Here is a 25,802-nt window from a genome sequence, read left to right as displayed (position 1 = left end):
ACGTCGGTACACCTAGGTGGAGTACGTACGATAGTGGCAGATCGATATATTGCCCGCCAATACCAGGAAGAGCCGACATTTTCACACTCTATGGGGTTTTTCATTATGTGAGCCGCATCTCGGATGTAGCACTTCCTACCGCCGATTTCGCTCGTGTTCTGGAGCGAGGTTGAGAAACACGTCGTACTCAGCACCACACCGTGGGCAAGTATGTACGAAGTGGAGTCCGTCCTCATCGCGCTTTTCCATACGCCACTCCGATTGGGCGCGAGCGACGTTTCCACACTCACGACAGCGTGTGGGATGATCCTGAAGATACGTCTGCATGAAGTCGATGAACGACTGCGTCCCATGACGGTGTGTCGGCATTGGTCAACCGTACGGGAAGCTCACGTATCAGCGTATTCCACCCGTTAGTTCTTCACCAGTACATAGCACAAGATTCAGACTCGCTTTGACAACCAGTGAGAGTACCAGGTAGAAACGGTTACCGGGAATCGAGGAGAAAGCCCCGTCCTTTAGGGCGGGGAGGATGTCAATCCAAACAAATCATGGCATTCCCCGGCCGCAAATAGGCGAACATTTAGCATGTTTCGCCCACGTACCTAGAGATATGACTGATGCAGATCCTTCGCTTCACGAGCAAGCAACAGAGGCGTTTGCAGCTGCTGCTCAAGACGAGTTTGGTGATCAGATTGAGGATCTCATCGTCTTCGGCAGTACTGTTCGTGGAGAAACCCGCGGAATAGACTCCGATGTCGATATCTTCGTGATCGTCACTGACGAGTCTATCGTCGATAATCTTCGGGATTTTGCGTACGATGTGCAACTCGACTACTCCGTCGTTGTGTCTGTTCACGTCCAAACGACAGAGCGATTCGCCGAGCGGAAGAATCATCCATTCATCAAGCACGTGCTCTCCGAAGGACGTTCGTATGCCTGAGGAAGACTACGTCGGTGAAGAACTCGAACAGGCCCGAACAGCCCTTACCGACGCAAAAATCCTCCAAGAGGGGAGAGGCTCGGATACAGCTGTCGTAAATCGGCTGTACTATGCGTGTTTTCATGCGGCGCAAGCAGTCCTCTACGCGAAAGGATTCGATCCAACTTCGCATCGTGGCGTTTCAACTCTTTTCGGCAAAGAGGTCGTCCTCGAAGGGGATGCGCCCCGAGACGACGGTCGATTTTCATCTGAATTGTGGGACTATCGTGAGCAGGCCGATTACGGCTACGAGCCACTTGACCTCGATTTGAGTGCGTTTCGTGCCCGAACGGAAACATTCGTTAATCGAATGGAGAAACTCATTGACCAACTCCAAGAAGAGAATTGAGACACCTTCGACAGAAAACACCAGACTTCGCTTTCTCCACCACCGAGGTTATTTTTCGTCCCACTGTAGGTAGCGTATGGTCTCACGTGTCCTAGTTGCAATGGATGATTCCGAGATGGCAGCGAAAGCACTTCGATATGCGCTCGAGGTTCATGCAGACGCAGAGATTACCGTATTGACAGTGGTTGGTGAGCCGTCGGTATTCATGGGAAAAGCGACGACGATTGCAATGGCGGATGATCCCGAAAAGACGGCAGAGGAGTATGCACAGCCGGTCATCGATTGTGCTCATGAAATCGCCGCAGAATACGGTGTCGAACTCAACACCATCGTCACAACTGGCCACCCTGTACGGCAGATTCTCAACCAAGCTGGGGATTTTGACACAATTGTCTTTGGGAGCCATAGCGGAACACTTGCCGACCATTTATTTGTTGGAAATGTTGCAGAGACGGTGTTCCGTCGGTCACCAGTCCCAGTGACAGTTGTCCGATAGCAGATAGTGCAATTGCGTACTCTCATATGGAATCGTCTCGAGTTCCAATTTCGAGATTAGTCGTTCCGTAGTTCGTCGAGAGCGACGATCACATACACCAGTCCGACCAACCGGGTACCGAAGTAGACCCACGGTTTCCATCGGCAGTTGCTGGCATCAGTGTACGCAAGCTCGGCTCCATAGTCAACATAGGCACGTGGGAACAACAGCGCAAGCAGTCCTATGACACCCAGAAAGCGCTTAAATGCAGCATACGAGCGATCGCTTCGCCACATGGAAATTAAGATGAGGAGTCCTTCGATCCGCGCACCAGGAATAACCCACGACCGCAATTCACAGCTATCGGGATTCTCAAGGGCGAGCTGCTCGGCACGATCGATAAGCGCGTTTGGTGAAAGTAATTCGATAATGCCGATGGCTGAAAGGAGCAAACGAAGCATTGCGGTATGATTAAACTTCCAACATAATGAATCTCATCTTCTAGATTCAGCTCGGATGTTCTATGACGGTTTGGGGATCTCAAAGAGGTGAAATAGTCTAACAGAGAGTTGCTCATTGTACTTCCATTCGAAATCGAACGTGCAAGATGCCAAAGTGAGCTGAACTCCCCAGTCAGCGGGAGAATCGTGACCTTGTGGTTTTGGTAAATCCTGCTGAGATAGAGGTAACATAATTCATCGTGCTGGAGCACGTACTAAGCTATACGGATGAGTGCTGCTGCTTAAAACTGGAACCAACAGTGGTTGTCCCCGACAGAGAGGAACACAAATGACCGATATGATCGATTCCTGGCGGTACGGGAAACCACAACATGAGGTTCAATCGACGCCACTAAACGAACTACAGTTCTATGGTGATCCTCAGCACGAAATACCGGGTCCAACCAATGTGGAACTCCGAGAGTCTGTTACATACCTCCGTTTCTGGGAATACTACGCGGAGAAACAGCGACGGCAGAGAAGTGTAACAAAACGTCCGATGCTCTACTCTCGGTAGGCGAATTTCCGTCTCACAATGTCCGTATGAGAGCACGATAAGCACTAGTGAAAAAAGTCCCGAGTAGCGGCCACAGCGTTATCCCTTTCGTTCACCTAGATATGATATGGCGGACAACAAAAAGAGCCGAAACAAGCAAGCCCGTGACGAAGAGAACCGCCAGCGTGCGTGGGAAGTGGAACAAGCGCGTGAACGTATGGAGCGCCCGTTCGACTAACTACGGGGATCACACAATGCAAGTCGAATTCGACCGCGATACCTGTACGGGAATTTTCAACTGTGTCCATGAGTGGGAGAAGTTCATCGAGGACCGTGATGCGGGCAAAGCGACACTCGTCGGGAGTGACGAAGTCGAGGGCAATCTCTACGTTCGAGACGTTCCCGATGGTGAAGAGTTCGACGCAGAGATGGCTGCTCGTGTCTGCCCAGTGGACGCGATTACAGTCTATGATGACGAGGGCCAACAGTTGGTTCCGTAACACGGTCACTTGCTCCAGTCATGGATGCTGGAGCCTATGAGTCGAGTCATGGTGTCGATCAGGCAAGACACAAATTGGGTTCCAACCCCTCCGATCACCAAAACTTGAGGTTTCGCTTGATGGCCTCGCGTTTCATCTCCTGAATCTCTTCGGTAATCGGGATATCTTTCGGACAAACAGTCGTACAGGAAAACTGCGTGTGACACCGCCAGACGCCGTGTTCTTTGTCGAGGAGTTCTAGTCGGCGCTCTTGAGCCTCAGCTCCTTCGCGTTCATCCATGTAGAACCGATACCCCTTGACGATAGTCGCCGGTCCAATGTACTCGTTATCGGTCTGTGCGGGATTGCACGACGACGTACAACAACCACACTGGATGCATCGAGCGGCCATTTTGATTTGCTCGCGGTTCTCGTGCGACTGAAGCTGCTCTTCTAGGTCACCAGCGGGGAGGTCGTCGGGTTGGAAGTAGGGTTCAACGGTCGCCATCCGTTCATAGAAGTGGTCCATCTCGACAACCAGGTCCTTGATCACCGATTGGTGGGGAAGTGGTTCGATGCGTATCGGCTCGTCGAGATCCGAAATCTGTGTTTGACAGCCCAATCGCTGTTGACCATTAATAAAGAAGCCGTCACTCCCACAGACGGCCATTCGACACGAATGGCGGAACGTGAGCGACGAGTCGAAGTGATCTCGCGCATAGATGAGCGCATCAAGGACGGTCATTCCCCGTTCGTAGGGGATGGCAAAGTCATCGAAACACGGTTTCTGTTTGGACTCGACATCGGGATCGTATCGGAAAACCTTGAGATGGATTGCTTCGGCGTCGGATCGAGAATCGACTTCGGATTCGGCTTGACGTTCAGTGGCACGTGCTCGCTCTCGTTTCCTCTCAAGTCGTCGCTCCTGTGGTGTGGCTTCGTCATCCGAGTCGGGTTCCGGCCGAGATTGTGTCTGCTGTGAGCTCATACATCCTTCTCCGAAGAAGTGGGCTTTGAAGCAAGAACGAGCAATGCTGTACTCTCCGATTTGGCGAGCGGGGAGATGTCCTGTGCCCCATCGAAGTGCACCACGTCGCCCTCGCTCACTTGGTGTGGTTCTCCATCGAGGCGGAGTTCGAGGGTACCGGAGATGAGGTAGAGAACGATATTACGATCTGGGTGGCTGTGTGGCTCGACATGCTCGCCTTCGGAAAGAGTCAGTCTGATCGTCTTTGGTTCCTCACTGGGAAACGCGTTCGCATGCGGTTTTCCATCTAGCTCTTGTAACGATTTGATGAGTACCATCGGATTTGAATGGGGTAGGTTGGGACGATTCACGCGGTCTAATGCTTCTTCTCGTTTGGATTGTTATTCGATGTGGACGCGGACAACGTGCCCACCGCATCCACATTGTTCGATATACTCCCAGTGGACATCCGAATCGCCGAATCGCTCTCTGAGAGCGTCGAAGAGATATGTCTCTGGATGGCCATGGGCTTTGTGCGTGACGAGATTCACATGGTGACCGCTCGTCGTGTGTTCGATTGCCTCGATCGCGTGTCGTTCAAGCAGGGAGCGATCATCTGCGTACTGCGGTTTCTCAAGATTGGCCGACCAGGAGGTATCGTGGGTACGATCGGTGACCGGTTTGGTTTCACCGTGGTCATGATCGTGGGAGTGCGTTGCCATACTTGTCTGTAGGTTCACAGCTATCAAAAAGACGCGGGTGAAGAAACTCCCTCGAGGGTAAATAATCAACACCACGGAGAACATACTTGTCGCGTCGCCTCAATACCAGCGAACGACTGCTGGTGAATCGTTTAGCGTGTCTGAAACACGGCGATGAGCAGATATGCGTACATCAGTGTACCGATGAACGTCAGCAACTCGCCGACCTGGATTACGAACGGGACCTGTCCGATGAAACCGATCACTTGAAACAGTAGGCCACCAGCAATGGTCGCGATCGAAACGCGTGCAGTACGGTAAGATGCCCCACGGAGCGTTCCGATAGCGGGTGGATAGAATTGATAAGCGATACCAATGATAGTGAGTCCGAGAAAGCCGAGTACGTTTAGGCGAAAGTGCGCATGCACTAACGATGACGTCGGCTGGCCAAACGCAAATGAAATCCCGAGTGACACACCAAGTACACCACTTCCCGCTCCGGCAAGGACGCCGTAAAATCCGACGCGCCGACGTTCAGAGCGCATGAACAGAATGCCATATGTCAGCGCATAGCCGATGACTGCGATCGTTTCAATGATTGCACCGAGTTGGAACCAGCGACCGCCATATAAATAACTTGCAAGCAACACCGGTCCAAATGCGCCAGCTGGTAAGACGACGGTGACGAGTGACCGAGGTGGCGACGCGACCAGAAATCGGGGGAGAAGACGAAATCCAAGGGCAAATATCAGCAGTGCCGCTGTTCCCGCGGTGAGCAGGTGTGCTACTCGAGGGAAATACCCATCGAAGAGTGTCGGAAGGCCACCATAGATCGCGACGGTTTCGTACGATCCGGCGAGCAAGTACAGAAGCGCGACTGGAATGAAACCGTTCGCAAGTCGATCGATCGGCCGTCGGTCCACATTTGATTGACCTGTTGCAGTTTCTCGTCCAGTTAGGTTCTCGCGGATCGTCCACAGAAGCGCACTGAGGAACACAGCGACACCGATGCCCCACAAAATTGCCCCAACAGCTCCAATCCAGTCGGGTCCACCCATGAGTGATGCACCAATGAGACAACTCGTCCCGACCACAGTGAGCGGAAACTGTATCATCGGTGCGGGATCAGGCGTTAGCTGCCGATTGAAATACGACGGGATCAGCGAATACGCCTTCCCGAAAATCATGTGCAGGACGAATCCATAGATGCCAAGCAGAACCTCTGTCTGTTGTGGAAGGCCAACGAGTGCGGCACTCTGCCAGAAAACGAGGAACAGAGCACTCACAATGACGTATCGGCGTGTCCATCGGGAAACTGTCGTGGCTGTCATCGATATGCGCTCCCAATTTTTCGTTCAGGTACAAACTGGACAGGTTGATGTCTTCGTTGAGGGTGAGAAACGGTTCATCACCTCCACATACAAACTCAAATCAAACCGATGTGCCCGTCATTCCTTCGTTCCGTTCTAATGGCGCTTTTCGTGCAGCATACAGGTGACGGACAGCGCCAGCGGTGAACGTAAGTGCCCCGAGAATCATTGGCGTATCTCCGAACGTCCGCGCCCACAACAGCGTCTGGATATGTGGCTGCTCATAGAACTCGAGACTCCGTGCAGTGGCATAGCCATCGGTATAGACCGCCCGGAGTTGGGCAAATCCGACCGGGAGCAACGATGCAACGACCATAATTGTGAGCCCAACGTTCATGAACCAGAATGAGACTCGGAACCAGGTTGGATCCCACGCCGCCTCGGGCGTCACAACACGCAGAATGTAGGTACCAAGTCCGAGCGCAAGCAGACCGAACGCCCCGAACGTTGCCCCGTGGGCGTGGGCAACTGAGAGATAGGTTCCATGTTCATAGTAATTGATCACCGGCAAATTAACGAAGAAGCCGAGCACGCCGCCGCCGACGAAGTTCCAGATGCTACTGCCGAGAATGAACAAGAGCGGGATTTTGTAGGGAAATGACTCACCCTGAGATTTTAACGAGCGATATTCACCAATGCTTCGATACAGAACGAACACGAGCGGGACGAACTCAAGCGTTGAAAACGTTGTCCCAAGCGGCACCCAGAAATCAGGCAAACCAACCCACCAGTAGTGGTGCGAGACGCCGACGATACCCGCCGCCATGATCGCGAATACCTCAAAGAGGATTGCTTTCTCTGCCTCTTCTTTCTCTAAGAGCTCCATCGAAACGAGGGCAACAGAGGTGACGGCGATCACGAAGAATTCGAAGACGCCTTCGACCCACATGTGGACGACCCACCAGCGCCAGAATTCTGTCACCGCCATGTTCGTCTCTGGAGTATAGAGCATGCTCGCACCAAACAGCAATCCGATCGAGCCACCTGCGTAAACTAAGAAGTGTCCGAGCCCACCGAGCGGTTCGTCCATCTGTCGAACACTCCGAAGTACTAATCCTGTCCAGCCGGCGAGCCCACCAAGCAAGAGTAATTTCCAAAGCCGACCCACTTCGAGATACTCAAGCCCTTCAGAGCCAAGCCACCACCAGAGGTTACCCTCTTCAGGTGAACCGAATGTGCCCTGTATTCCCAGCCAGACTCCTGCGAACGCGCCAGCGGTCGCGATCACGAGCAATCCAAGCAGTACCGACGCTCCCGTCGCTTGCCAGGGCGGATCGCGATCACTGAATAGTCCTGGAAGGAAGAGTCCCCCAGCGAGCCACAGGGTCGTTATCCACAGAATTGCGAGGTTGAGATGCCACGTTCGAACTGTCGCAAATGGCAACAACGAAACGAGGTCGATCCCGAGCACCTCTTCGATCCGGAAAAAGCCCGTTCGTTCAACATAATAGTGCGCGAGCAGCGCCCCAGTAAGTACCTGCACGGCGAACAGTGCCCCAGCAACCGGGACGTACCACGCCGCAGCATACTGGGTTGGTGTGATCGACACCGAGTCAGGCGATGGAATGTCGATGACATCGGTTGTTGGTTCCGCGAAATCAAGCGAATGATACGCCCACACTCCAAGACCACCGCCGAAAATAAGCAAAAGGACGCTAATCGTACTCCAGACCATCACCTGGCCGGTCGGCCGGTTTCCGACCGCAGGTTCATACGGCCAGTCGTTCGTGTATGAATGAGTCGAGTCTGGTCGGTTAGTGTGGGCAAACCATGCTGTCCAAACGGCAAAGTCGGCGATGCGCTCGGCTTGTTCGGGCGTCTCAATGAATCCTGCCGGAATCCCTCGTTCGAGGTCACCTTCGTGGTACCGCTCGATGTACTGTTCACGAATTCGTCGGTGAGCATACGCTTCAGCGGCCGAATACTGGATAGTTGATCCATCTGGAGCGTTGGTGTCGAGTTCTCGTTTGACGCGTTCTTCGACGGCAGCCTGCTCGGTGTCATCGAGTGCTTCAATGGACTCTCCTCTCTGTTCTTGTGCATAGTACTCCTGCATGAACTCAGCCTTGAGGTGCAGAGCATCAGCTGTGAGATCAACTCCGAAATACGATCCGTTGCCAAGGATTGAACCCTGATTCATCAGCCCATTAGCCTGGAACAGCTTCTTGCCCATCCGGACTTGTTCGTCGGTGGCGACGATGTCGCCATTTTGGTCTCGGATTTCATCGGGAATTGGCGGCGCATGCCGATACGACTTCCACGCTCCCAGTCCCATTCCGACTAGATTAGCGATGAATAGTACAACGAGTAGTTTCGAACCAGTCAGTTTCGAGCTAAGTGTCTTGAAGTCTACATCCTCATTGCGGAGGTATCGTACAATCTCCGGGAGAGCATTGACGAGTTCCGTGTCTGGGGGTCCGTCCACATCGCTATGCACGGGAAGCAGATGAGTGGCCAGTTTAACCAGGACACGTTCGAAGGCGGGATCGATCCGTCCACCATCAGATAGTACAGCTATCGCAGCAATTGCTGCTGCCGTGGCGGGTGGAGCATGCTGCTGCTCCGCATTTACATCGGTGGTCTGTGTTTCTTCCACCACTTGCGGTAGATCCTCAACAAGCAGCCGCTCAACCTGCTGAGCCGTGTCGACGGCGTCTCGCTCTAGAAAATCGTCGAGAGAATGTATCCGATTCTTATCAGCGTCAGTCAAGAACCGAGATAGCACCCCCATCAGGGTACCGTCGACCAGGCGATCGACGTCTGCCCTCGACTCCCCTGAGAGTTCGTCAGCGATACGTTCGAGCGATTTTGTCGTTTTCTCGGAGGCCCTTAAGTTCAATCGGGTTTGAACCTCTTCGAGTAAGTGATCGTCCAGGCGGGTCTTTTCTAGGTCATATCGACGCAAGAAATTCTCAAGCGCACGATCTTCTGAGAATTTGAGGTCGTCACCCGATTCGTACTGTTCTGACAATCGATTGACAGAGTACTCGAGAGCATGAGACGTGGGTTCGTTAGTGAATTGATCAATCAGCGTTGAGAACTCGGCGACCGCTTCTTTCCTTGTGCTGAATTTATCCTTCAAATAGGTACTTGTCTGTTCTCGTAACGACGATACTTGTTCGTGATCAGGGATCGGTATTCCACGTGAAAGGCGTTTTTTGATGGACATGGTTCAAAGTATTACTTAATTCACCATTTCTCACAGACACTACTATGAAGCACCACGTAAGCGTGTGGGTTGAATACAATCAGCACAATACTCAATTCAACATGCTTTCACCCGTGTCAATGAACTCGAAGACTATCGCACCGAGACGGCGAAAAAGCATGTCCAGGACCGACAACAGCTTAGTAGTCTCGAAGAAACGACTGAATCCGGCAAGCGGACATCGACGACCTCACCGACGCAGAAGAGAAAAACAGTCGGGTGCGTGCGTCAGTCTCGCGTATAATCAATCTCGTTCGAGATTACGAGACTAAAGAGAGTGTTGACGACGAGTCGCCAAACCTCGCCGCGGAAGCAACCAATGCAGGTCGCCAGCTCTTCGAGACGATTCAGCGTTCAGAACAGAACACCGAACTGGTCAATTTCCGCGAGAAACGTGCCGAGAGTCAGCAAGTCGAGGACAAATATCTTGATGTCCTCGAGCATGCGAAGAACGTCGCCAAAACGAATGACGTGATGGTCGCACGACTCGGATATCGAGAGGTTGCAACGCATTACGGCTGTGCGTACAAGAACGATGGCTATCGGGTCATGGAGGAGATGGCAGAACGTGTGCCTGGTGTGAGCACAAGGAATCTCGAACGTTGTGTGTAGACGATGCAATGAGCGTTGGTGGCCATCACATCGAGATCACGTTCGCCCATCCCGACTTAGCCGGGTGGATGCGAGCCCACGAAGCGAACGCGGAAATAGAGAACGGAGGGCGCTGATTATAGCGTTGTAATCACGGGGGTTCACAGAACCCCCACTCGAACCACACCACCACAAGAGATTCACACCGCACTGCCGGTGAAACATGGTGGTAACGGTTGTACGGCTACTGTGGAGTGCGTCATTTTCTGCGTCATTTTCTGCGAAACAGAGGGGGTCGCTTACGCGATCCCCCTCTATTATAACGTTATAATCAACGATACCCAGGATCAACAACCGAGGACGGCCTGAGTGAGAACGTGCTGACGTGTTCCAGGGTGACCAGTCAGCAGTTGGAAGACACCGTCCAATCATCGGCTAGGAATGGTGTGCTAGATGAAGAGGATGGATTCAGCACACACTCATGGAATGCTATTCGTTCAAGTTTCGGAAACTCCGCACGGCTGAGCTTTCGATGGAAGGCTGCCGATCTGGTGCTATCGGGTGGCGATGATGACTCCGACCGACTCAGTGATGATTTCGATATCGGTGAGCGTGAAACCTGCATCCACGAGGAGATTTGCGACGGTTCCCATCGGTGGCAGCGTCTCGTACTCGCTTGGGGACTGCACCGGCCCGAAACGCATTTTGTCGGTGACCACTACACACCGCGAATTCAGCGACGCGAGACTATCGATGGCGGCGCGTAATTCGTTCTCCCCCCCCCCTTCGTCGTAGGCCATGTAGAGGGCATAGCTGGCGACGACGACGTCCACCGGTTCGTCAACGTTCGGTTCACGGAACGACCCGTGGCCGAACGAGACGTTCTCGATGTCGCGCTGCTCAGCCTTCTCACGGGCGTATCGGAGCCATTCGTCGTAGATGTCCCGTCCTAACACGTGGTCACACCTCGACGCAAGTTCGAGAGCGACGATGCCGGTACCCGTACCGATGTCGAGTACCACGTCGTCAGGCTTGATGGGTGCGTGCGCGAGAAGATACGACAGACACATCTGGTACACCTCGTCTGCCTCGCTATCCGCATCGTAGTCCATCGGGGTGTAGCCGTGGTAGTCGCGTTCCGTGTTGGTCATCCGTACGGTGAATAGGATGTGCTGATGGATAAGGGTCTCAAGAATCATCGCTGACACATACGACCGACTCGCGCTATGTATTTCGCAGAGCCTCAACGAACTTCCAAATAGCTGTCAGTAGGAGTGTGCAAGATTCAGAGGATGGATTCAGCACAGACGGCGACATCACCTCACCCCGTTCGGTATACCTGAAGTGGCGGGTCGATCTGTCACAGATGCGGCCACGTGGCAGCACGATCCAAAGGCTAGTCGAACTCGGTGACAGGACTCAGAACCAATCGTCGGGGAGGTCATCATGGTCGCGCATCGACTCAAGCAGCGGCTGGATATCCTCGAACTGAGGACCTTTCTTCACCTCATTGCTGTCCCGGTTCCACTCGATCAACCCCATGTCCTCGAGCTTCGGTAAGTGGGTGTGAACCATCTGGATCTTGGGGAGATTTAATTCCTCGTTCTCGATGGTGACGTCGCCGGGACCCTGTGTATCGTCGTCCTGGTCATTCTGGTTGATCAAGGCAAAAAGGAGCCGACGTCGATACCTGTTCGCGAGCACGTCCAGTACGTCGTCTAATGAGAGTTCTGACGAGAGACGTTCAGCGTTCATGATTCCTCCGCTTTGGTAAGCCATGGACGCCCCTTGAAGCCACGGAAGGGAAAGCATGTGCTCGAACCTCTTCGGTCACGACGTGACTCGACGGGTATTATCTAGAAGACACCCAAGTGATGCTGGCCACCGAGAGTGCTGGAACAGCGTTTCCAGACCGATTTATAGCCGAGGAGAGATAGTTAGGCCGAGTCGAATACCAGCTCACAGAGCCGCCGCTCGCCCTCTCGGAGGTGGTGGGAGAACGTCGACTGTGTGATGTCGAGCGCTTCCGAGAGGTCTCTGCCGGTTTGGACGCGCGGGGACTCGAAGTATCCACTTCGGTACGCTGTTTCGAGGATTTCGCGTTGCCGGGCCGTAAGTCGCTTCGAGAGGGCCGCACGCATATCTTCGCGTGTCCTGATTGGGCGGTCGCGCGAGTGCCGAGTCACGAGGTCAGTACTCGGATACTCAATCCGTATCGTCTCGACGAACTCACGAACGGTTGTGTCAACCGGCTGGTCGATGACGGCGGTAGTCGTCTCGGCGGTGACAGTGAGCGAGCGGACGAGGCCGCCGTTCTCGATGACGTGTGACGCGAATGTTGATCCAGTGACCGTCGCCTCGAAGACACTCTCGGTTTCCGCCTCACGGAGTAGCGTTACCTCGGCAATGCTCGGCAAACGCCGAGCTTCATCCAGTACCTCCTTGGCGCTCACGTCCTCCGTCGCGAAGAACAGGCGGGCCGCGCCGTCCTGCAGGGGCACGAGGCCGTCGAACGTGATCTCGCAGTCGGACGCCCGGGCGAGCGCGGTGAGTACGTCGTCCCCATCGTGAACTTCGAGTGTGAGTTCGGTGACGCTGTCAGACAGTAGCGTCCGCTTAGTCTCGACGGCGTCGATAGCGTGAGCGATCGTCTCTCCCAGCTCTTCGAGTACGGCGTAATCGCGCTCGTCGGATTGAGGACTAGAGGTGTACACCGCCAGCACGCCGTATCTCGATCTGTTGTACCGGAGCGGGATCACAATACACGACCGCGCCCCGCGATCGAGCGTGGCCTCGCGCCACGGGGCGGCGCGTGGATCGATGGCGACGTCCGCGACAACCTGTAGGTCAGTCGTCCGTATGGCGGCGGCGATAGGATCCTCATCGAGGCCGGTTCTCTCTGTTGAAATCGAAAGCATGTCGAGGTAGCCGTCGTCGACGCCGGCCCACTCTCGGGGTGTGACGGTGTCCGTGCGCGGGTCACGCGCACCAATCCACGCGAACTCGTAGAGGGCAGAGTCGGCGAGTTGTTCCACGACAGCCTGTTCGATGGTCTCGCGACTGTCGGCGTCCACCAGGTGCTGGTGGACACCCCGGATGAGCGTGTTCAGCCTGTCGAGACGTTCAAGTTCCTCGTTGCGCTCGCTCAACAGCTGTTCGCCTTGGGCCCGGTCCCACGCTGTTTCGACGGTTGCGGCAGTCGTCTCTGCGAGCTCGACCGTGCGCTCGTCGAAGGCGTCGGCCTGCGTCGAGCCGAACGCCACGACGCCGTGTCGGCCCAGCGGAACGAACGCGCAGCTTCGCAACGGCAACGACTCGTCTATCTGGCTGTCGATGTCGTTTTCCACATGGCCGCCGGTGTCGATGAACGTTTGCCAGACCCAGTCGGAGATCTCGGACGGGAGACCGAACGCGTCGACGTCTTCGTCCCCGGCCGCGTCGGCAGCGTGTTTTTCGAGGTCCCCGCTCCGATCATCATACTGCCAGAGTGCGGCATACTCGACGTCGAGTATCGCGAGCGCAAGCGACGCAACGCGGTCAGCGATGGTCTCTGTATTGGTGTCGATTAGCTCCCGCGACGCGTCGTTGAGCCGTTCGAGCGCTACCTCGCTCTCCCGAAGTGCCTGTTCGGCGGAGGCCCGTTCGACGGCCGCCCACGTACTCTCGGCCGTCTCCTTGACCATCGCAACGTCCGTCTCGATCCACTCGCGAGGTTCCGCGTTGTCGACGGAGAAAAACGCCACGAGGCAGCCGTCCTTGACCAGCGGTACGGCGACGTTGGCGTGATTATCGACCGCCGCGTACGCCGCCCGGTCCTTGTCGCTCAGTTCTGGGGCTGATTGCGTGTCAGTTAGGACTAAGTTCTTGCCGGCGCGGAGCGTATCCACAATGTACTCGCCGTAGTTCGATAGGTGGTGCTCGCCGGTGACCGACGGAATATCGCCCCGGTAGTAATCGGAGTGAATCCAGAAAGTGTCCCCATCGTCACCGACCTTGGTGTAGTGGGCGCGGTCGACGTCCAGCCACTCCGCGAGGACGCGTGCGGCCTCCTGCTGGACCTCGACAGGGTCGGTCAGCGGCCGAATTGCATCGATGAGTTCGACACGGAAGGCGGCGAGTTCGGCCTCTCTCTTGAGTCCCTTCTTCGCCTCCTTTCGGTCGGTGATATCGATGACAAACTCCACTTTCTCGCTGTCGTTCAGCGTCTGCGATTCGAACAGCCCCCACCAGCGCGAGCCGTCGCTGTGGTAGTACTGCTTCTCGTAGGGAACGCCGCTACCGGTCTCCTCAACTTGCTCGATATGACGCTCCGAGTCTAGGTAGAACTCCTCGGGGGTGAGGTTGCGCCACGACGTGCCCAACGCCTCTTCGTACTCCATGCCGGCCATTTCCAGGAAGGCGTCGTTCGCGTCCCTGATGGTGAAGTCACTCCCCCAGACGATGACGCCGACCATCCCGGAATCGAACACGGGGTGAGAGCGAACCCGTTCTCGCGGCCCGTTCGAGTTCCCGGTCTCCTCCGTTTCATTGCTAACGGGTCGCCACCACACACGTCCGCGCGCGCCGACCTTCTTCGTCTTGAGTGGCCCCTCCGCGACGAGCTCCTCTAGTTTGTTGTAGACCGTCCGGTCGGTACAGTCGAACTCAGCGGCGACTTCCGGAGTCGTCAATGGTGTACCGGGAGGCTCGAGCATGTCGACCACCTCCAGTACCCTTGCTGGTGAGAGGATGGAAGAACCCATACACCTAGGAGGTTTCATGGAGGCAAAAGAATTCTGTTGATAGAAATCATGTTTGAACGTCACGATGCACGTGCTGAGAGACCAGTGTCTACCGAGATCGTACAGCGAGGGCGTTCAGCCCCTAGCTCTTGATGGGGAACACGGTGTTGAACGGTCAACACGTCTACTCAATTGCCTGTATCCGCCACTCTGCTGGTGCGAACACGACGTCGTGCAAGATACGCGCCCTGGATTCAGCACGACCACGGAAACGCATCACTGATTGAAGGTATCAACAAGATCGTGATTTTTGGTTCTATAGAGGTACAAGTATGCACCAAATCCCTCCTCTAAACGTGCCATTGCTAGAAAAACGAAGTCAGGCTTCTCTCATCATGGCTCGAAAGAAATTGCTCAATGCGTTGCTCACGCCACCCAAGCGGTGACAACACACTAGCCGCCGCACGAACCAACAACTTTCGATAAAACCCGACATCATACTCGTCTAACTCCTCACTCGCCAACAGCACCCGCTCTCGCGACTGCTTTGCATCGTCCACCACAACATACGACACACTCTGGCCAGGCGCACGTCCCAACCCCAGATCAGCCGCCCGCTCCAGCGCTGCCACACTCCGCGTCGATTGCGTGTAGTCCTCCCGCTTTTTCGAAATCCGATTCGTAATCACCAATTCACTCGGATCGACCGCCCCACGCTCAAGTCGATCAACCCACAACCGCAATTCCTCACAAACCGCCTCTGGATCACGATACGCATCCACCGCCCGAATCAGCGCTTTCTGCGCCTCATCGATATACGAGGGTGTACTCCGCTGGCGACATTCGATACCACGATACTTGTACTCATCTTCGCCAGCGACCTTTCCGAAGTACTTCGTCAACGCACCAGCATCTGAATCACGCAACGGCACAAACGAAATCCAGTCGTAGTGGGCTTCATGCTCCAGCCGAATCTCCACTTGCTCGGAAATTTCCGAGACAAGCTTAGACAGAGACGTCTGTTCCTCGTCTTCGATCGGCGTCACCCACACGCTATCAACGATGCCATGCACAATGCGCCAGCCATACTCCTCGAGCACTGCCTTCGTCTCTAACAGAATCTCCCGAGCATACGCGTTGATCGCCTCGTGGCATTCGATACGGCCGAACTTCGCATTCGAAAAGCCCTGATAGCCGAAACAGGACACCAAAATCCACTTAATCGCACTCGATTGGCCTTCCAATTCATCGAGTCGATCCTCGTCCTCAGTCTCGCGAATTTCAGCTTTGATCGCATCCCGCTCCTCGATCAACGGCTCAAGCACGTCCGGCAGATAGCCCCGCTCGTCGCAGATCGAGTAGCCAATGCCCGGCACGTCTTCCCTCTCGGAGTGACACTCACAGCGAATCTTCTCGGGACTCACGTTCCGCGTGACGATGATATTCGGATACAATGAGGAGAAGTCGAGTTCGTGAACGTCCTCGTGCAATCCGACGTCCGGCGCAAAGGTGAACCCACCTCGATCGGCGTCGTGCAGCTGGCGCATCGTTTTGAACTTCTCGTGTCGCCACGACCGCCATGGGACCAAAACATCTCGCTCCCGTGCCTCCTGTATCTGAATCCCAGTCAGAATGTTTCCGATCGACGACCACGCTAACTCTTGCAGTGGTTTGCCCGACTGCTCAACGAGGTACAGACAGCCACCGAGGTTCGTCTGATTCCACATGAACGTATTCGAACCGTCGATGATCACCCGACCGGGAAGGTTGTAGCGTGCTGGAGAGTGTCCGACTTGTCCGTAGCTTTCGTAGGTTGATTCACCCGCCAACTGCTGCCACCCTGTCTGTCGTCCAAGCTGAAACTCTATGTCGAGTCGATCGGCCTGCTGGAAAAGAACGGGAATGAGATCACTCGTATTCAAGAAGGGAACGTCGGGGTCAACCGACTCAACACGTGCCGACAGTGTAGCCAACACGTCCGCACTACTCCCAGTCACCGACTCATCGTCGATCGTGAGTTCGGTAACTCTCTCACTCGCAAGCTCCGTCTCCGAGACGGCTATCTGCATTTGTGAGAGTTCGTGGGTCGGCAGTGGGTCGATTCCTTCTTCGAGACAGTAGCGAAATTCCCGCGAGAAATCGACATTGTAGCAGCGATACTCCCCCGGCGAGCCCCACTTACTCACCATCCGTGCCACTGAGTTGACCGCGTTGAGATCGACCACGTCCACCTGGAGTACTTGCTCGGAGTCGTGTCGGAAGCTCACGCGTTCCTCTACGACTTCAACTTGCACAACGGCAGGATGATCACGAAGTGCAGCACGTGCCATCGAAAAGTCGCCATCGCCATGTACAGAAACGTAAATTGTCGGCGTGTACGACTCATCGACTTCACACTCCACCCCCGACTCAGTTACCGACCATCTGAGCACGTCGCCGTCGACGTAGTCGATTTTGTACACCATTGCCTCATTCCCGATCGTTCAAATCGTCCTCGACGTGATCGAGTCGGTCTTCCAAATCGTCGATCTGGATCTGCTGTTCAAGCAACATCGAGATGAGAATGGGAGTCTCGACGAACAATGGCTTGTGGACCGTGCTGGGATCGGTATGCAAGTACGCATATTCGAAGAGTCGATCGAATACTTCCTGATCAGTCGGTCGAAGCGCTCGGCGATACGCATCCCATCCGGCATCACTATGGCTGCTTTGCATCATTACAGGTAACCACGACCACCGAGAGTCCCTTAGGCAAGCCCGAGTCACTTCCAAATATTCCAATACCGGAAAGACCGCCGTCAACACGCATAGATAGAGCCACCTGCCGACTGTGATAATGAGGGGAAAACAAGACGGATATTGACGGTCGTTCTGACCGGACGACACCACCGTGAGAACGGTGCACCGCATTCGACTCAGCCCAAGCATGATCGACGAGATAGGAGTTCACTCCATACGCGAAATCCGGACGACATGGAGCCACTTGTGGAGAAATCGACTCAGTGAATCGATCGAAGATACCACTATGAGTGATCAGATTAGTTCCTCGGAGATCGATGGGTGCTGTCGAAGCGATGTGCACTGGAATATCGTACCGAAACGTGCATCAATCCCACCCCAAACAACCCGATCACACCAAGCAAATCCCCCTCGGTTTGTCTGTTTCCGATTCACGTTTCCGAAAGCCAGGGGTTCTCCACGAACTCGGAGTGTATGTTTCCGTAAGAGATGTTCACAGGCTCACCGAAACAACTTAGTCTATAGTTCGCGTACTATGGACTACAATGTCTGGGACAATCAAGAACGGCAGCCCCAACGGAAATCAGGGGGCAGCAACCTTCTTTATTGCACAGAAGCTGCTGTCGGATTCCAATCTCGCATACTTCTACACAGACCTCCTCGTCAATTCACCAACGACGATCAAAGAAGCAATGGCACGCCAGAATATCGTGAAAAGTACGGCATACAAATACGCAAACGAGCTAGCCGAACTCGGCATTGCAGAAGAACTCGATCAACTCGAAGATGGGGCGGCACTCTGGCATGTCGATCCAATCGCAGGGACGTGGGAAACAGGCGACACTGAACTCATCGTCTCACCGACGGTCATCGCCGTATACGGCGCTGCGAAAGTCGACGACGATATCAAGTACTTCAGTGAACGTTACGGGAACGAGCGCCTGCTCCGTGCTATCGATGAAACACTCGAATACCTCAACGGAAATCATACCCGCCGCGGCGTTGCCAGCTCTCTGCAGGTCTCATCGGCGGCCGGAATCGCAATTTCCCAAGCCATTGAAGCCGTTATTGGGGTCGTGAGTCGCTACGATCCGGAATTACCCGATCTCTCTGAAGAAATCCACCAGCGTGTGATTGCCGACGCCCCATACACGATCAACCGTGACTAGGATATCTTTTCCCCCAGTCCCGACAGCACTACTCCTCGACACGAGTTTCCTCCGGACGCTCGGTGGACCGGGGCACCATCGCCACCAACTCTTCACTGAGTATGTGAAAGCCAATGGTGTTGAATTGTATCTGAGTGAGCGCGTCCGTCAGGAGATCGAAGAACAGGAGGGCTGGATCAGCCCAGATTGGCTCCACAATTGACATCCTCCCCGCGCCAAAAGGCGCGGGAATCCTCACGTCCGGGGTCTGGCATTAGCGCCACCCCGACGTGAGCGACTTTCTCCTAGCCGTGGATACTTCGGTTTGTGCGCAGTTCTTTGGGACTTTCGTGAGGGTGTGGTTTCCCCGACCACTCGTGGTCGTCCCACTCGAATCGCACGGGCCGTGCCATCGGCCGTGGTACGTCTGCTTCGTGCCGTCTCAGGAACGTCTCGCTTGCCGCGAGGTCGGCATGCCCCTCGAACCCGCACGGACACGTGAGCGTGTCCTGATGCCGTGTCGTTCGGTCTGTGCCGCCACACTGCGGGCACTCTTGGCTGGTCCACGCTTCGGGGCGGACTTCGACGGTGATGCCGTACTCCTCGGCAGTACACGCCAGCCGGTCGATGAACGCGCGGAACGCCCAGAAATTGTGCGTCTTCGCGTTCGCCCGCACCGACCAGTGCGTGTCCAGCACGTCGGTGAGGTCGCCGACGTAGACGGTGGCGACGCCCTCGTCGTATAGCCGTTCGATGAGGTCGCGGGCGAGCGCGTCCATGGCGTGGTCGCGTCGTCGCGTCCGGCGTCGGTACAGGCGACGAATCCTGTTCGAGGAGTATCTGCCCTCGCGAAGTTTCGACTGTAGCCGGGCGATTTCTCGCGTCGTCTCGCGGAATCGTTCGAACAAGTCGCGTCCGTGGTAGAGGTACTGCTGGCCGGTTGTCGTGGTGCAGGCGACGATGTTGTTCGCACCGATATCCAAGGCGGCGGTTTCGTCCGCCAGTGGTGAATCCTGTCGAGAATTGTCTACCGTGACAGGTTGAAAGGCCCTGAATTGGTCTGAAGACTCGTCGTAACACAGTTCTAACCGACCCTGCTTGCCGTCCCACTTCGGGTCGCCAGCGATTTCGAGGCGAAGACGACCGGTATGGTCGTACTCGTCTTTCAGGTCTGAGCCGACGGGGATTTCGAGGCGTGAGCGGTCGCTCATCTCCAGCGTGTACTGGTCGTTGCGGATGTACGTGCGGAGTGTTCGACCGTCTTCCTCGTTGCCCCAGTAGCCGGGCGGAGAACAGCGTTCGCCCTTCTCCTTGAGCGAGAAGAACGACCGCCACGCGCTCTTGCTCTTGCGGATGAGTTGTTGAGCGGTGGCGCTTCCGAGAACGCCGACATACTGTTTGCGGTAGTCGTCGGTGTCCCAGACGCTTTCGCCGTCGAAGTAGTTCTGGCGGCGTTCGAACGTGAGTTCGTTCCAGAGACTGGCAGAAGCGTCCAACAGCTCGTGCAGTAGCTCCCGGTCCTGTTCGGAGCAGGGGCGAACGACGAACTGGTTGGTCCGCTTCATCATTATTGTCTACACACCGAACATACATAAGTGTACGTGTTTTGTAGGTGAGTATGGGACGGACCCTACACATCAAAGTCGATGATGAACAGTACGAGTGGCTCTCTGACGTGAAAGAGAAGCGTGGCCTCACGTGGCGCGGGATGCTTATCCACGCTGCTGAGGACTTGGAGACCCCGGACGGGTCGTAGTCGGTGATTGGTCGGTCGGGCCTACCGCTCGACCCCCGCCTGAAGGCAGGGGCATGCGCTTTATTTTCTGTCACAAACAGAGTCGTGGGTTACTGCTGCTCAACCAGTTCAGGAGGGAGTAAGCGTCTGTGACATCCTCGCCCGCCTTCAAGGGCGGAGCTTCCTACAAGAGAAGCTTCATGTTGGAGGTTTCAGGACTGATACGCCGCAAGCGTCGTCTGTCGGGATTGCCGACTCGGCGTGCGGTGTCCTGTGGTGCTGTCACAAGCACTCCCGTCCCGTGGCGAGTCACTGGTGTGCGGTTTCAGCGCGCACCTCTCTCCCCACGGGTTGAGGCGACCGGCGATGTTGGCCGCCGCGTTGATGTCTGCTTGGTACTCCGAAACCCAACACTCGCTATTTGTGCATCGGAACGCCGCCTGCGAACGTCGAGAGCCGAGGTGTCCGCAGGCGTGGCACGTCTGGCTGGTGTACGCCGGGTTCACCTTCCGAACCGGGATACCCGCTTCGAGGGCTTTGTCCTCGATGCGCCCGGTGAGACGCGCGAACGCCCAATTGTGGAGGCGGCGGTTCATCCACTTGCCGTAGTCGAGATGTTCACGGATGTACGACAGGTCTTCGAGAGCGATAATCGGATTCTCGAAGCGTTGTGCGTACTCGACGGCTTGTCGAGACGCTTTCTCCACGATGTCGGTGAGCGCGTTCTGGTAGTGGTCGAATCGCTCGTCAATGCGCCAGTCAGCGTCACGTTCTTGGAGACGGCGAAGCGTAGTGAACATCTCCTTGCGGAGGTGTCGCGTTCGCCCGCCGTCGAACAGCATCGGTTGGGTGGGAGTATCGTCCTGACAGGCACAGCCCGTCAGAAGCCTGGATTCACCGATATCGAATCCAATCGGTGTTGGGTCGTCCGGCTGTTCTGGTTCCGCGACCGCGTACTCGACGGTGACGTGCAAGACCCAGTTCTTCCGGTGTTCTTGGAGTCGGAACTCCCCGACCGTCACATCGTCGGTGAGCAAGTCCGCCCACAGCTCCCGCTGAGCGGGGTTGATGCGGAGCGGAATCCAGAAGGCGTTGCCACGTCCTGCTTGCGGAACGCGCCAGCAGAACTCGTGCGTTCTGTCGTTGGAGTGGTCGATTCGGAAGCCACGGTTCGTGAATCGAACCGGATGGTCGTCTTCGAGTTCCGAAGCGTTGTACGTCCGGCGCAACTGGGGGACGTAGTTCTTGAGCGCGTCTTTCGCGTAGGACGTGAGATTGTAGCCGGTGACGACATCGTTGACCGCCGTTTGGGTATCCGCACCACTCTCAAAAGCATCGTTTAGGGCATGGCGGTACGTCGCCACGGTTCGCTGAAGCCGACGCTGTTTGTGCGCCGTTGGTGGCGTGAGCGTGGCTTCGAGCGTTTTCGTGGCGGTGGTTTTGGCGGTCATCCGACACACTATCGTACAACCCCAAGTTACATAAGAGTATGGAATATATGCCCAATATATGCCCAAAAGCATTCACATCAGAATAGACGAAGACCAGTACAACGAACTGAGCGACTTCAAAGACCGAAGGGGATACACATGGAAAGGACTCTTGCTCGAAGGCTACCGCTCCCTCGACACCGACGATACAACCGAGTAGGACAAACAGCCGGGTGAAACACATGCAAATGCCCTGCTAACCGAACGCGATTCCTCTCCGCCGCAAGCGACGGGGGTTCCTCGCTACCGCAAAGATGATGGACCATCTGCAGCAGTGATTATGGATCGAATTCAGCAGCGGCTCTCAAAGATTGAGCAAATACCACCGGATAAACTCCGGAAGACAGACGCTGGGTTAGCTGGCACAGCGATCATGATTCTAGCCTCAACAGATCACGACGACATCGGCATCGTGATGGATGACAAAAACGCCGAACAAACGATTCAAACCGTTCTGTCGGATACGTACTACGAAGACTATATTCGGGTAGTCAATATTTGGGATATTATCGAATATATTGAAAAGTAAATCCTGCTGATCGGAGATTCACTACCTTTGATAGCGAAAGCGTCCCGGCCGTTCCCTGAGGGCCGAAGATGAAACAGGGTAGGCGTGAATCAGTACTCAATAATCAGTGAGCCGGAGCTTCCCCTCAACCTCGTAGAGATGGCCATTCATGTAGAGTCGTTCGATGATATCTTCGGCAGCAGGCTGCTCGAGGTCCTCTTCTTCCTTCAAAATCGTATAGGCGTGCTCGTAGGTGAGTTCTTTCTCATTTGGGAGTCTCCTCGCGAGCGCGTCAAGGGCGTCTTGCGCAAGTGGGGAGAGTGGTGATTTCCCATTTGGAACCATTCGTACTCTCCAATTCATCTACCTCACAGGTAAACCCTCGGTCTGAGCCTATTCGTGCCACTAGTTAGTGTGGTGTAGTAAGGGGAATGAGCAGCCGATGTAGATGCTGGGTTGGGATGAGTACGAGCCCACATCGCCTGCTAGGGAACGCTGACTGCAGTCCATACTTTGGACCCATTGGATAAAGTCTTCAGCCAACCAGAGCGGAAGTGAAACTGAACGCACTGTAAACTTGCATCCTCACCCTTCTCATCACTACGACTGAACCGAGAATAGAACTGACGAAGCAAACACTCATAGGTTAGCATACGATACTAACCGGTAATGCCCAACACGATCAAACGCTCCGGCGATGGTCTCGCTCTCCAGGTCACAAAGCCTGCCCGAGCCGCTGGACTCGTTGAAGAGACTGACGACGAGCCTACTCGTCTTGCAGACATCCGCGTGTTCGCATTCGACGGTCTCCTCCTCGTCATCGACCTCGACCGAATCACTGATGAAAATATTGTTCAACTCACAACGTCAGCCGCACTCGACACTGTCTCGATCCACCGTGTTACAAATGCCTCACTCCAAATAGCGGGGAATGGCTATCAAGTCCAACTGCCGGGTGCTGCAGATGCAGGATTTCATGTTAGTGATCGAGCACCCTGCACACCAGCGCCGAATCTGCTCGTGATTGCAACAGAAGGATCAGGACGGGTGGCGGCAGATATTGTGACGATTCGACGTGAGCAGGTCTGAGAGCGAATGGATAGAGGTCAGTATACTATGTTAACCACGCCCTTTCGAGTACGACAGACAACAATCCTCGAGAGCACACCAGAGAAAAAGTTCACAAGAGTGACTCGGAGAGAGTTCCTGCTCGGAAGACATTCTAAAGGACTGAGAGCTATTTCGACGAATCCGCACACCCCTCGTTTTCAGTGAAAATAGGAGTCGATTTCTACTCTCGTGAAAACCGAACGTATCCCACTATGGAGACCCCTCGTTTTCAGTGAAAACAGAACCGCTAGCTGATTCTCAACTACTCTACTAGTTTAAATAGAAAGTATAGTAAGTAGTTATGGGTAGAAGCAATATATGTGACACGCTTATGAGAGTGAAAATCAGTCGCAGTCGTCGTGTTTTTCACTGAAAACGTGGTGTCTGACGATGGAGTATCCTCCCTGCTTTTAAGTCCTCGTATTCAGGTCGAATGAGTAGCTACTCATTCGACTGGCTTCACTGAAAATTAGGGGTGTCTCTCATCCCTTTTGACCACCAATCGTCCATATTCACACGCTCTCGATACTCGTTCTACGCCTTTCACTGAAAACCGGGGGAGCGGTAGAACTAAGATGCTCTTTCTTGAAAAGTTGTAATAACGTGCCAAACGATCCTATCCCCACGCCGGATCCAGAAGATCTCGCTGACGATCCACTTACCAAGCGTAATGACTCTATTTTCGCGCGTCGTGAGCTACTTCGAATTGGTCATGTTCCTGATAGCGACCGCATCGTCGGTCGTGACGCGGAAATCAAAGATATAGAAGAGTTACTCCAACCAGGTGTTTTCGGCGATCCACCCGGAAATGCGATTGTATACGGGAAAACAGGATCGGGAAAATCGCTAGTCTCCCGACACGTCACAGGACGTGTCCGAGCAATCGCCCAAACTAACGACGTCTCTCTCATTTCTGCCTATATCGATTGCGATCAAGCAAACACTATTACTCGCGTCGCTCGGTCTCTCTCCCAACAAGCTGAATTCCAGTCTACCCGCTCACTCAATATTCCAGATAAGGGGATCGGATCTAGTGAGTATATGGATTATCTCTATACGCTCCTCGACGATGCTGATGTCCTCATTGCTATTATCGACGAGATTGACAAGCTGGGTGACGATGAGATATTATTTAAACTCTCGAGAGCCGAAGAGAGTGGTAAAACGGATTGCTATATCGGTGTCGTTGCAATTAGCAACAAAATCGAGTATTATGAGAATCTCGACGAGCGTGTGAAGTCCAGCTTCCAAGATGATGAACTCGTCTTCCATCCGTATGATGCCGGGCAAATCCGTGAAATTCTGAGTAAACGGCGAGATGCATTCCAACCCGATGTTCTCGAAGATGGTGTTATCCCACGCGTAGCAGCGCTTGCCGCGCGTGAGCATGGTGACGCACGGAAAGCAATTGAAATTCTTTCGAGCGCTGGAAAGCTGGCTGCTCGGAATGGCGATTCTAGTGTTACAGAGGAGCATGTCGATGCAGCACAGGATTATGCGGAAATGTCGCGGTTCCAAGAGCTAATTCGGGGATCAACTCCCCATTCGAAATATGTCCTATTCGCGCTCGCCTATCTCCAGAAATCTTCCCTGAAACAAGCATTCAGCACAGGCGAGATCTACCGTGTGTACGAAGACGTCTGTAAGAGTGAGGGAACTGATCCCCTCAGTCACCAGCGAGTGCTGGAACTGTTGAAGGAATGGGCCTTTAGTGACGTCACTGAAAATCGGCATACTGGTGGTGGCAAGAGTGAAGGGAGCTATCGGGAACACTCCCTCTTGCGCAACTCGGATATGGTTCTCGATACTGTATTTGAACAGCCAAAAACGAAGCAGAATATCGTGTCTGATCTTCAAAACAGCTGATCCTACGTTGAACATCAAAGGAGGCTGTTGGTGACTTCAATGGCCTATACCAGCCGAGGTTAGTATTCAATACTAACTTTGAATGGTTCTTTTCTCAAGTTTGCTCTCCGTTAAATCGGGAGGGAACTGGTATTTGACTTCTCCCACGACTCAAATCGTGGGCTTTCTGCTTGAACTTCCGTAACCGCAAATTGGAATTACTCTGTACGGTGTGTGAGCAACGAATCCACCTAACAGTGGAACGTGGTACAGCCTGGTACCGTTCAATCTCATCGGATTTTTCTACGCGAGCGGCTCTGGTGATTCACTAGACGGCGTCGGATTCGTCCGTTAATTCGAAGGAGTTGAAGCGGGAAATCGCCGATGC

Annotated in this window: 27 protein-coding genes; 12 read left to right on the top strand and 15 right to left on the bottom strand. The window is 54.5% G+C overall.

Annotation, left to right across the window (positions count from 1 at the left end; genetic code table 11):
• Window positions 1-135 precede the first annotated feature (135 nt).
• Window positions 136-369, bottom strand: coding sequence for a hypothetical protein (locus AC1XDK_RS26275; protein ID WP_483352977.1), 234 nt, complete (start codon window positions 367-369; stop codon window positions 136-138).
• Window positions 370-532: 163 nt separating this feature from the next.
• On the opposite strand from AC1XDK_RS26275, the gene AC1XDK_RS26270 reads away from it, so the two are divergent.
• The 3 genes from AC1XDK_RS26270 to AC1XDK_RS26260 all read left to right on the top strand — a co-directional run bounded on the left by AC1XDK_RS26270 (window position 533) and on the right by AC1XDK_RS26260 (window position 1,827).
• The gene (locus tag AC1XDK_RS26270) at window positions 533-943 is read left to right on the top strand and encodes a nucleotidyltransferase domain-containing protein (RefSeq protein WP_483352976.1); all 411 of its coding nucleotides are present in this window, start codon (window positions 533-535) and stop codon (window positions 941-943) included.
• Window positions 936-1,331 carry a HEPN domain-containing protein gene (locus AC1XDK_RS26265; protein ID WP_483352975.1) on the top strand — a complete coding sequence of 132 codons (396 nt, stop codon included), beginning with the start codon at window positions 936-938 and terminating at the stop codon, window positions 1,329-1,331. Before AC1XDK_RS26270 ends, AC1XDK_RS26265 begins: the two co-directional genes overlap by 8 nt.
• A gap of 76 nt (window positions 1,332-1,407) precedes the next feature.
• On the top strand, window positions 1,408-1,827 hold the full coding sequence (locus tag AC1XDK_RS26260) for a universal stress protein (RefSeq protein ID WP_483352974.1): 420 nt from the start codon (window positions 1,408-1,410) through the stop codon (window positions 1,825-1,827).
• A gap of 56 nt (window positions 1,828-1,883) precedes the next feature.
• Here AC1XDK_RS26260 and AC1XDK_RS26255 read toward each other — a convergent pair whose 3' ends face one another.
• Window positions 1,884-2,267, bottom strand: coding sequence for a hypothetical protein (locus AC1XDK_RS26255; RefSeq protein WP_483352973.1), 384 nt, complete (start codon window positions 2,265-2,267; stop codon window positions 1,884-1,886).
• A 789-nt stretch (window positions 2,268-3,056) separates the two neighbouring features.
• Between AC1XDK_RS26255 and AC1XDK_RS26250 the strand changes: the two genes are divergently transcribed.
• A complete protein-coding gene (locus AC1XDK_RS26250; protein WP_483352972.1) occupies window positions 3,057-3,302 on the top strand; it encodes a ferredoxin in 246 nt (81 codons plus the stop codon).
• Window positions 3,303-3,396: 94 nt separating this feature from the next.
• Here AC1XDK_RS26250 and AC1XDK_RS26245 read toward each other — a convergent pair whose 3' ends face one another.
• From AC1XDK_RS26245 to AC1XDK_RS26225, 5 genes are all read right to left on the bottom strand, one after another.
• Window positions 3,397-4,269 carry a succinate dehydrogenase/fumarate reductase iron-sulfur subunit gene (locus AC1XDK_RS26245; RefSeq protein ID WP_483352971.1) on the bottom strand — a complete coding sequence of 291 codons (873 nt, stop codon included), beginning with the start codon at window positions 4,267-4,269 and terminating at the stop codon, window positions 3,397-3,399.
• Window positions 4,266-4,586: a cupin domain-containing protein gene (locus AC1XDK_RS26240; protein ID WP_483352970.1), complete on the bottom strand. Its 321-nt coding sequence runs from the start codon at window positions 4,584-4,586 to the stop codon at window positions 4,266-4,268. The genes AC1XDK_RS26245 and AC1XDK_RS26240 overlap by 4 nt, the downstream gene beginning before the upstream one ends.
• A 63-nt stretch (window positions 4,587-4,649) precedes the next feature.
• Window positions 4,650-4,970: a CGCGG family putative rSAM-modified RiPP protein gene (locus AC1XDK_RS26235; RefSeq protein ID WP_483352969.1), complete on the bottom strand. Its 321-nt coding sequence runs from the start codon at window positions 4,968-4,970 to the stop codon at window positions 4,650-4,652.
• A gap of 131 nt (window positions 4,971-5,101) precedes the next feature.
• Window positions 5,102-6,235, bottom strand: a complete 1,134-nt coding sequence (locus AC1XDK_RS26230) for a hypothetical protein (protein ID WP_483352968.1) — start codon at window positions 6,233-6,235, stop codon at window positions 5,102-5,104.
• A gap of 145 nt (window positions 6,236-6,380) precedes the next feature.
• On the bottom strand, window positions 6,381-9,488 hold the full coding sequence (locus AC1XDK_RS26225) for a nitric-oxide reductase large subunit (RefSeq protein ID WP_483352967.1): 3,108 nt from the start codon (window positions 9,486-9,488) through the stop codon (window positions 6,381-6,383).
• Window positions 9,489-9,746: 258 nt separating this feature from the next.
• On the opposite strand from AC1XDK_RS26225, the gene AC1XDK_RS26220 reads away from it, so the two are divergent.
• On the top strand, window positions 9,747-10,139 hold the full coding sequence (locus AC1XDK_RS26220) for a hypothetical protein (RefSeq protein WP_483352966.1): 393 nt from the start codon (window positions 9,747-9,749) through the stop codon (window positions 10,137-10,139).
• A 533-nt stretch (window positions 10,140-10,672) separates the two neighbouring features.
• Here the strand turns inward: AC1XDK_RS26220 and AC1XDK_RS26215 are convergent.
• The 5 genes from AC1XDK_RS26215 to AC1XDK_RS26195 form a co-directional block, all read right to left on the bottom strand.
• Complete coding sequence (locus AC1XDK_RS26215) at window positions 10,673-11,317, bottom strand: class I SAM-dependent methyltransferase (protein ID WP_483352965.1); 645 nt, start codon at window positions 11,315-11,317, stop codon at window positions 10,673-10,675.
• 220 nt (window positions 11,318-11,537) lie between these two features.
• Entirely contained in the window at window positions 11,538-11,873 is a 336-nt protein-coding gene (locus AC1XDK_RS26210; RefSeq protein WP_483352964.1) for an ArsR family transcriptional regulator, read from the bottom strand.
• 182 nt (window positions 11,874-12,055) lie between these two features.
• Window positions 12,056-14,860: a bacterio-opsin activator domain-containing protein gene (locus tag AC1XDK_RS26205; RefSeq protein ID WP_483352963.1), complete on the bottom strand. Its 2,805-nt coding sequence runs from the start codon at window positions 14,858-14,860 to the stop codon at window positions 12,056-12,058.
• A gap of 344 nt (window positions 14,861-15,204) precedes the next feature.
• Window positions 15,205-17,304 (bottom strand): type B DNA-directed DNA polymerase, encoded by a 2,100-nt coding sequence (locus tag AC1XDK_RS26200; protein WP_483352962.1) that lies wholly within the window; start codon window positions 17,302-17,304, stop codon window positions 15,205-15,207.
• 4 nt (window positions 17,305-17,308) lie between these two features.
• On the bottom strand, window positions 17,309-17,557 hold the full coding sequence (locus AC1XDK_RS26195) for a DUF8156 family protein (protein ID WP_483352961.1): 249 nt from the start codon (window positions 17,555-17,557) through the stop codon (window positions 17,309-17,311).
• A 566-nt stretch (window positions 17,558-18,123) separates the two neighbouring features.
• Here AC1XDK_RS26195 and AC1XDK_RS26190 point away from each other — a divergent pair.
• On the top strand, window positions 18,124-18,747 hold the full coding sequence (locus tag AC1XDK_RS26190; RefSeq protein ID WP_483352960.1) for a DUF7437 domain-containing protein: 624 nt from the start codon (window positions 18,124-18,126) through the stop codon (window positions 18,745-18,747).
• On the top strand, window positions 18,740-18,949 hold the full coding sequence (locus AC1XDK_RS26185) for a PIN domain-containing protein (protein ID WP_483352959.1): 210 nt from the start codon (window positions 18,740-18,742) through the stop codon (window positions 18,947-18,949). Before AC1XDK_RS26190 ends, AC1XDK_RS26185 begins: the two co-directional genes overlap by 8 nt.
• An 82-nt stretch (window positions 18,950-19,031) precedes the next feature.
• Here AC1XDK_RS26185 and AC1XDK_RS26180 read toward each other — a convergent pair whose 3' ends face one another.
• Entirely contained in the window at window positions 19,032-20,291 is a 1,260-nt protein-coding gene (locus tag AC1XDK_RS26180) for an RNA-guided endonuclease InsQ/TnpB family protein (RefSeq protein ID WP_483352958.1), read from the bottom strand.
• A 53-nt stretch (window positions 20,292-20,344) separates the two neighbouring features.
• Here AC1XDK_RS26180 and AC1XDK_RS26175 point away from each other — a divergent pair, with 53 nt between their 5' ends.
• Window positions 20,345-20,482: a hypothetical protein gene (locus AC1XDK_RS26175; RefSeq protein WP_254531560.1), complete on the top strand. Its 138-nt coding sequence runs from the start codon at window positions 20,345-20,347 to the stop codon at window positions 20,480-20,482.
• Between the two features lie 191 nt (window positions 20,483-20,673).
• Here the strand turns inward: AC1XDK_RS26175 and AC1XDK_RS26170 are convergent, their stop codons facing one another.
• Complete coding sequence (locus tag AC1XDK_RS26170) at window positions 20,674-21,912, bottom strand: RNA-guided endonuclease TnpB family protein (protein WP_483352957.1); 1,239 nt, start codon at window positions 21,910-21,912, stop codon at window positions 20,674-20,676.
• A gap of 58 nt (window positions 21,913-21,970) precedes the next feature.
• Here AC1XDK_RS26170 and AC1XDK_RS26165 point away from each other — a divergent pair, with 58 nt between their 5' ends.
• Both AC1XDK_RS26165 and AC1XDK_RS26160 read left to right on the top strand, forming a co-directional pair.
• A complete protein-coding gene (locus AC1XDK_RS26165) occupies window positions 21,971-22,111 on the top strand; it encodes a hypothetical protein (protein ID WP_483352956.1) in 141 nt (46 codons plus the stop codon).
• A gap of 33 nt (window positions 22,112-22,144) precedes the next feature.
• Window positions 22,145-22,480: a PIN domain-containing protein gene (locus tag AC1XDK_RS26160; RefSeq protein ID WP_483353028.1), complete on the top strand. Its 336-nt coding sequence runs from the start codon at window positions 22,145-22,147 to the stop codon at window positions 22,478-22,480.
• A 96-nt stretch (window positions 22,481-22,576) separates the two neighbouring features.
• Here AC1XDK_RS26160 and AC1XDK_RS26155 read toward each other — a convergent pair whose 3' ends face one another.
• Window positions 22,577-22,804, bottom strand: a complete 228-nt coding sequence (locus AC1XDK_RS26155; RefSeq protein WP_483352955.1) for a hypothetical protein — start codon at window positions 22,802-22,804, stop codon at window positions 22,577-22,579.
• A gap of 324 nt (window positions 22,805-23,128) precedes the next feature.
• Here AC1XDK_RS26155 and AC1XDK_RS26150 point away from each other — a divergent pair, with 324 nt between their 5' ends.
• Window positions 23,129-23,548, top strand: coding sequence for a hypothetical protein (locus AC1XDK_RS26150; RefSeq protein WP_483352954.1), 420 nt, complete (start codon window positions 23,129-23,131; stop codon window positions 23,546-23,548).
• A 624-nt stretch (window positions 23,549-24,172) separates the two neighbouring features.
• Window positions 24,173-25,435, top strand: a complete 1,263-nt coding sequence (locus tag AC1XDK_RS26145; protein WP_483352953.1) for a Cdc6/Cdc18 family protein — start codon at window positions 24,173-24,175, stop codon at window positions 25,433-25,435.
• Window positions 25,436-25,802 lie beyond the last annotated feature (367 nt).

The organism is Haladaptatus sp. HS23 (assembly GCF_056892285.1).
The sequence above is the reverse complement of the archived record's forward strand: the minus strand, read 5'-3'. Positions and strand labels throughout refer to the sequence as shown.

Bases quoted from the DNA above. Each gene is read 5' to 3' on its own strand.
- AC1XDK_RS26275 (WP_483352977.1), bottom strand. From the start codon at position 369: ATGCCGACACACCGTCATGGGACGCAGTCGTTCATCGACTTCATGCAG.
- AC1XDK_RS26270 (WP_483352976.1), top strand. From the start codon at position 533: ATGTCAATCCAAACAAATCATGGCATTCCCCGGCCGCAAATAGGCGAA.
- AC1XDK_RS26265 (WP_483352975.1), top strand. From the start codon at position 936: ATGCCTGAGGAAGACTACGTCGGTGAAGAACTCGAACAGGCCCGAACA.
- AC1XDK_RS26260 (WP_483352974.1), top strand. From the start codon at position 1,408: ATGGTCTCACGTGTCCTAGTTGCAATGGATGATTCCGAGATGGCAGCG.
- AC1XDK_RS26255 (WP_483352973.1), bottom strand. From the start codon at position 2,267: ATGCTTCGTTTGCTCCTTTCAGCCATCGGCATTATCGAATTACTTTCA.
- AC1XDK_RS26250 (WP_483352972.1), top strand. From the start codon at position 3,057: ATGCAAGTCGAATTCGACCGCGATACCTGTACGGGAATTTTCAACTGT.
- AC1XDK_RS26245 (WP_483352971.1), bottom strand. From the start codon at position 4,269: ATGAGCTCACAGCAGACACAATCTCGGCCGGAACCCGACTCGGATGAC.
- AC1XDK_RS26240 (WP_483352970.1), bottom strand. From the start codon at position 4,586: ATGGTACTCATCAAATCGTTACAAGAGCTAGATGGAAAACCGCATGCG.
- AC1XDK_RS26235 (WP_483352969.1), bottom strand. From the start codon at position 4,970: ATGGCAACGCACTCCCACGATCATGACCACGGTGAAACCAAACCGGTC.
- AC1XDK_RS26225 (WP_483352967.1), bottom strand. From the start codon at position 9,488: ATGTCCATCAAAAAACGCCTTTCACGTGGAATACCGATCCCTGATCAC.
- AC1XDK_RS26215 (WP_483352965.1), bottom strand. From the start codon at position 11,317: ATGATTCTTGAGACCCTTATCCATCAGCACATCCTATTCACCGTACGG.
- AC1XDK_RS26210 (WP_483352964.1), bottom strand. From the start codon at position 11,873: ATGAACGCTGAACGTCTCTCGTCAGAACTCTCATTAGACGACGTACTG.
- AC1XDK_RS26205 (WP_483352963.1), bottom strand. From the start codon at position 14,860: ATGGGTTCTTCCATCCTCTCACCAGCAAGGGTACTGGAGGTGGTCGAC.
- AC1XDK_RS26200 (WP_483352962.1), bottom strand. From the start codon at position 17,304: ATGGTGTACAAAATCGACTACGTCGACGGCGACGTGCTCAGATGGTCG.
- AC1XDK_RS26195 (WP_483352961.1), bottom strand. From the start codon at position 17,557: ATGATGCAAAGCAGCCATAGTGATGCCGGATGGGATGCGTATCGCCGA.
- AC1XDK_RS26190 (WP_483352960.1), top strand. From the start codon at position 18,124: ATGTCTGGGACAATCAAGAACGGCAGCCCCAACGGAAATCAGGGGGCA.
- AC1XDK_RS26180 (WP_483352958.1), bottom strand. From the start codon at position 20,291: ATGAAGCGGACCAACCAGTTCGTCGTTCGCCCCTGCTCCGAACAGGAC.
- AC1XDK_RS26175 (WP_254531560.1), top strand. From the start codon at position 20,345: ATGGGACGGACCCTACACATCAAAGTCGATGATGAACAGTACGAGTGG.
- AC1XDK_RS26170 (WP_483352957.1), bottom strand. From the start codon at position 21,912: ATGACCGCCAAAACCACCGCCACGAAAACGCTCGAAGCCACGCTCACG.
- AC1XDK_RS26165 (WP_483352956.1), top strand. From the start codon at position 21,971: ATGCCCAAAAGCATTCACATCAGAATAGACGAAGACCAGTACAACGAA.
- AC1XDK_RS26155 (WP_483352955.1), bottom strand. From the start codon at position 22,804: ATGGTTCCAAATGGGAAATCACCACTCTCCCCACTTGCGCAAGACGCC.
- AC1XDK_RS26150 (WP_483352954.1), top strand. From the start codon at position 23,129: ATGCCCAACACGATCAAACGCTCCGGCGATGGTCTCGCTCTCCAGGTC.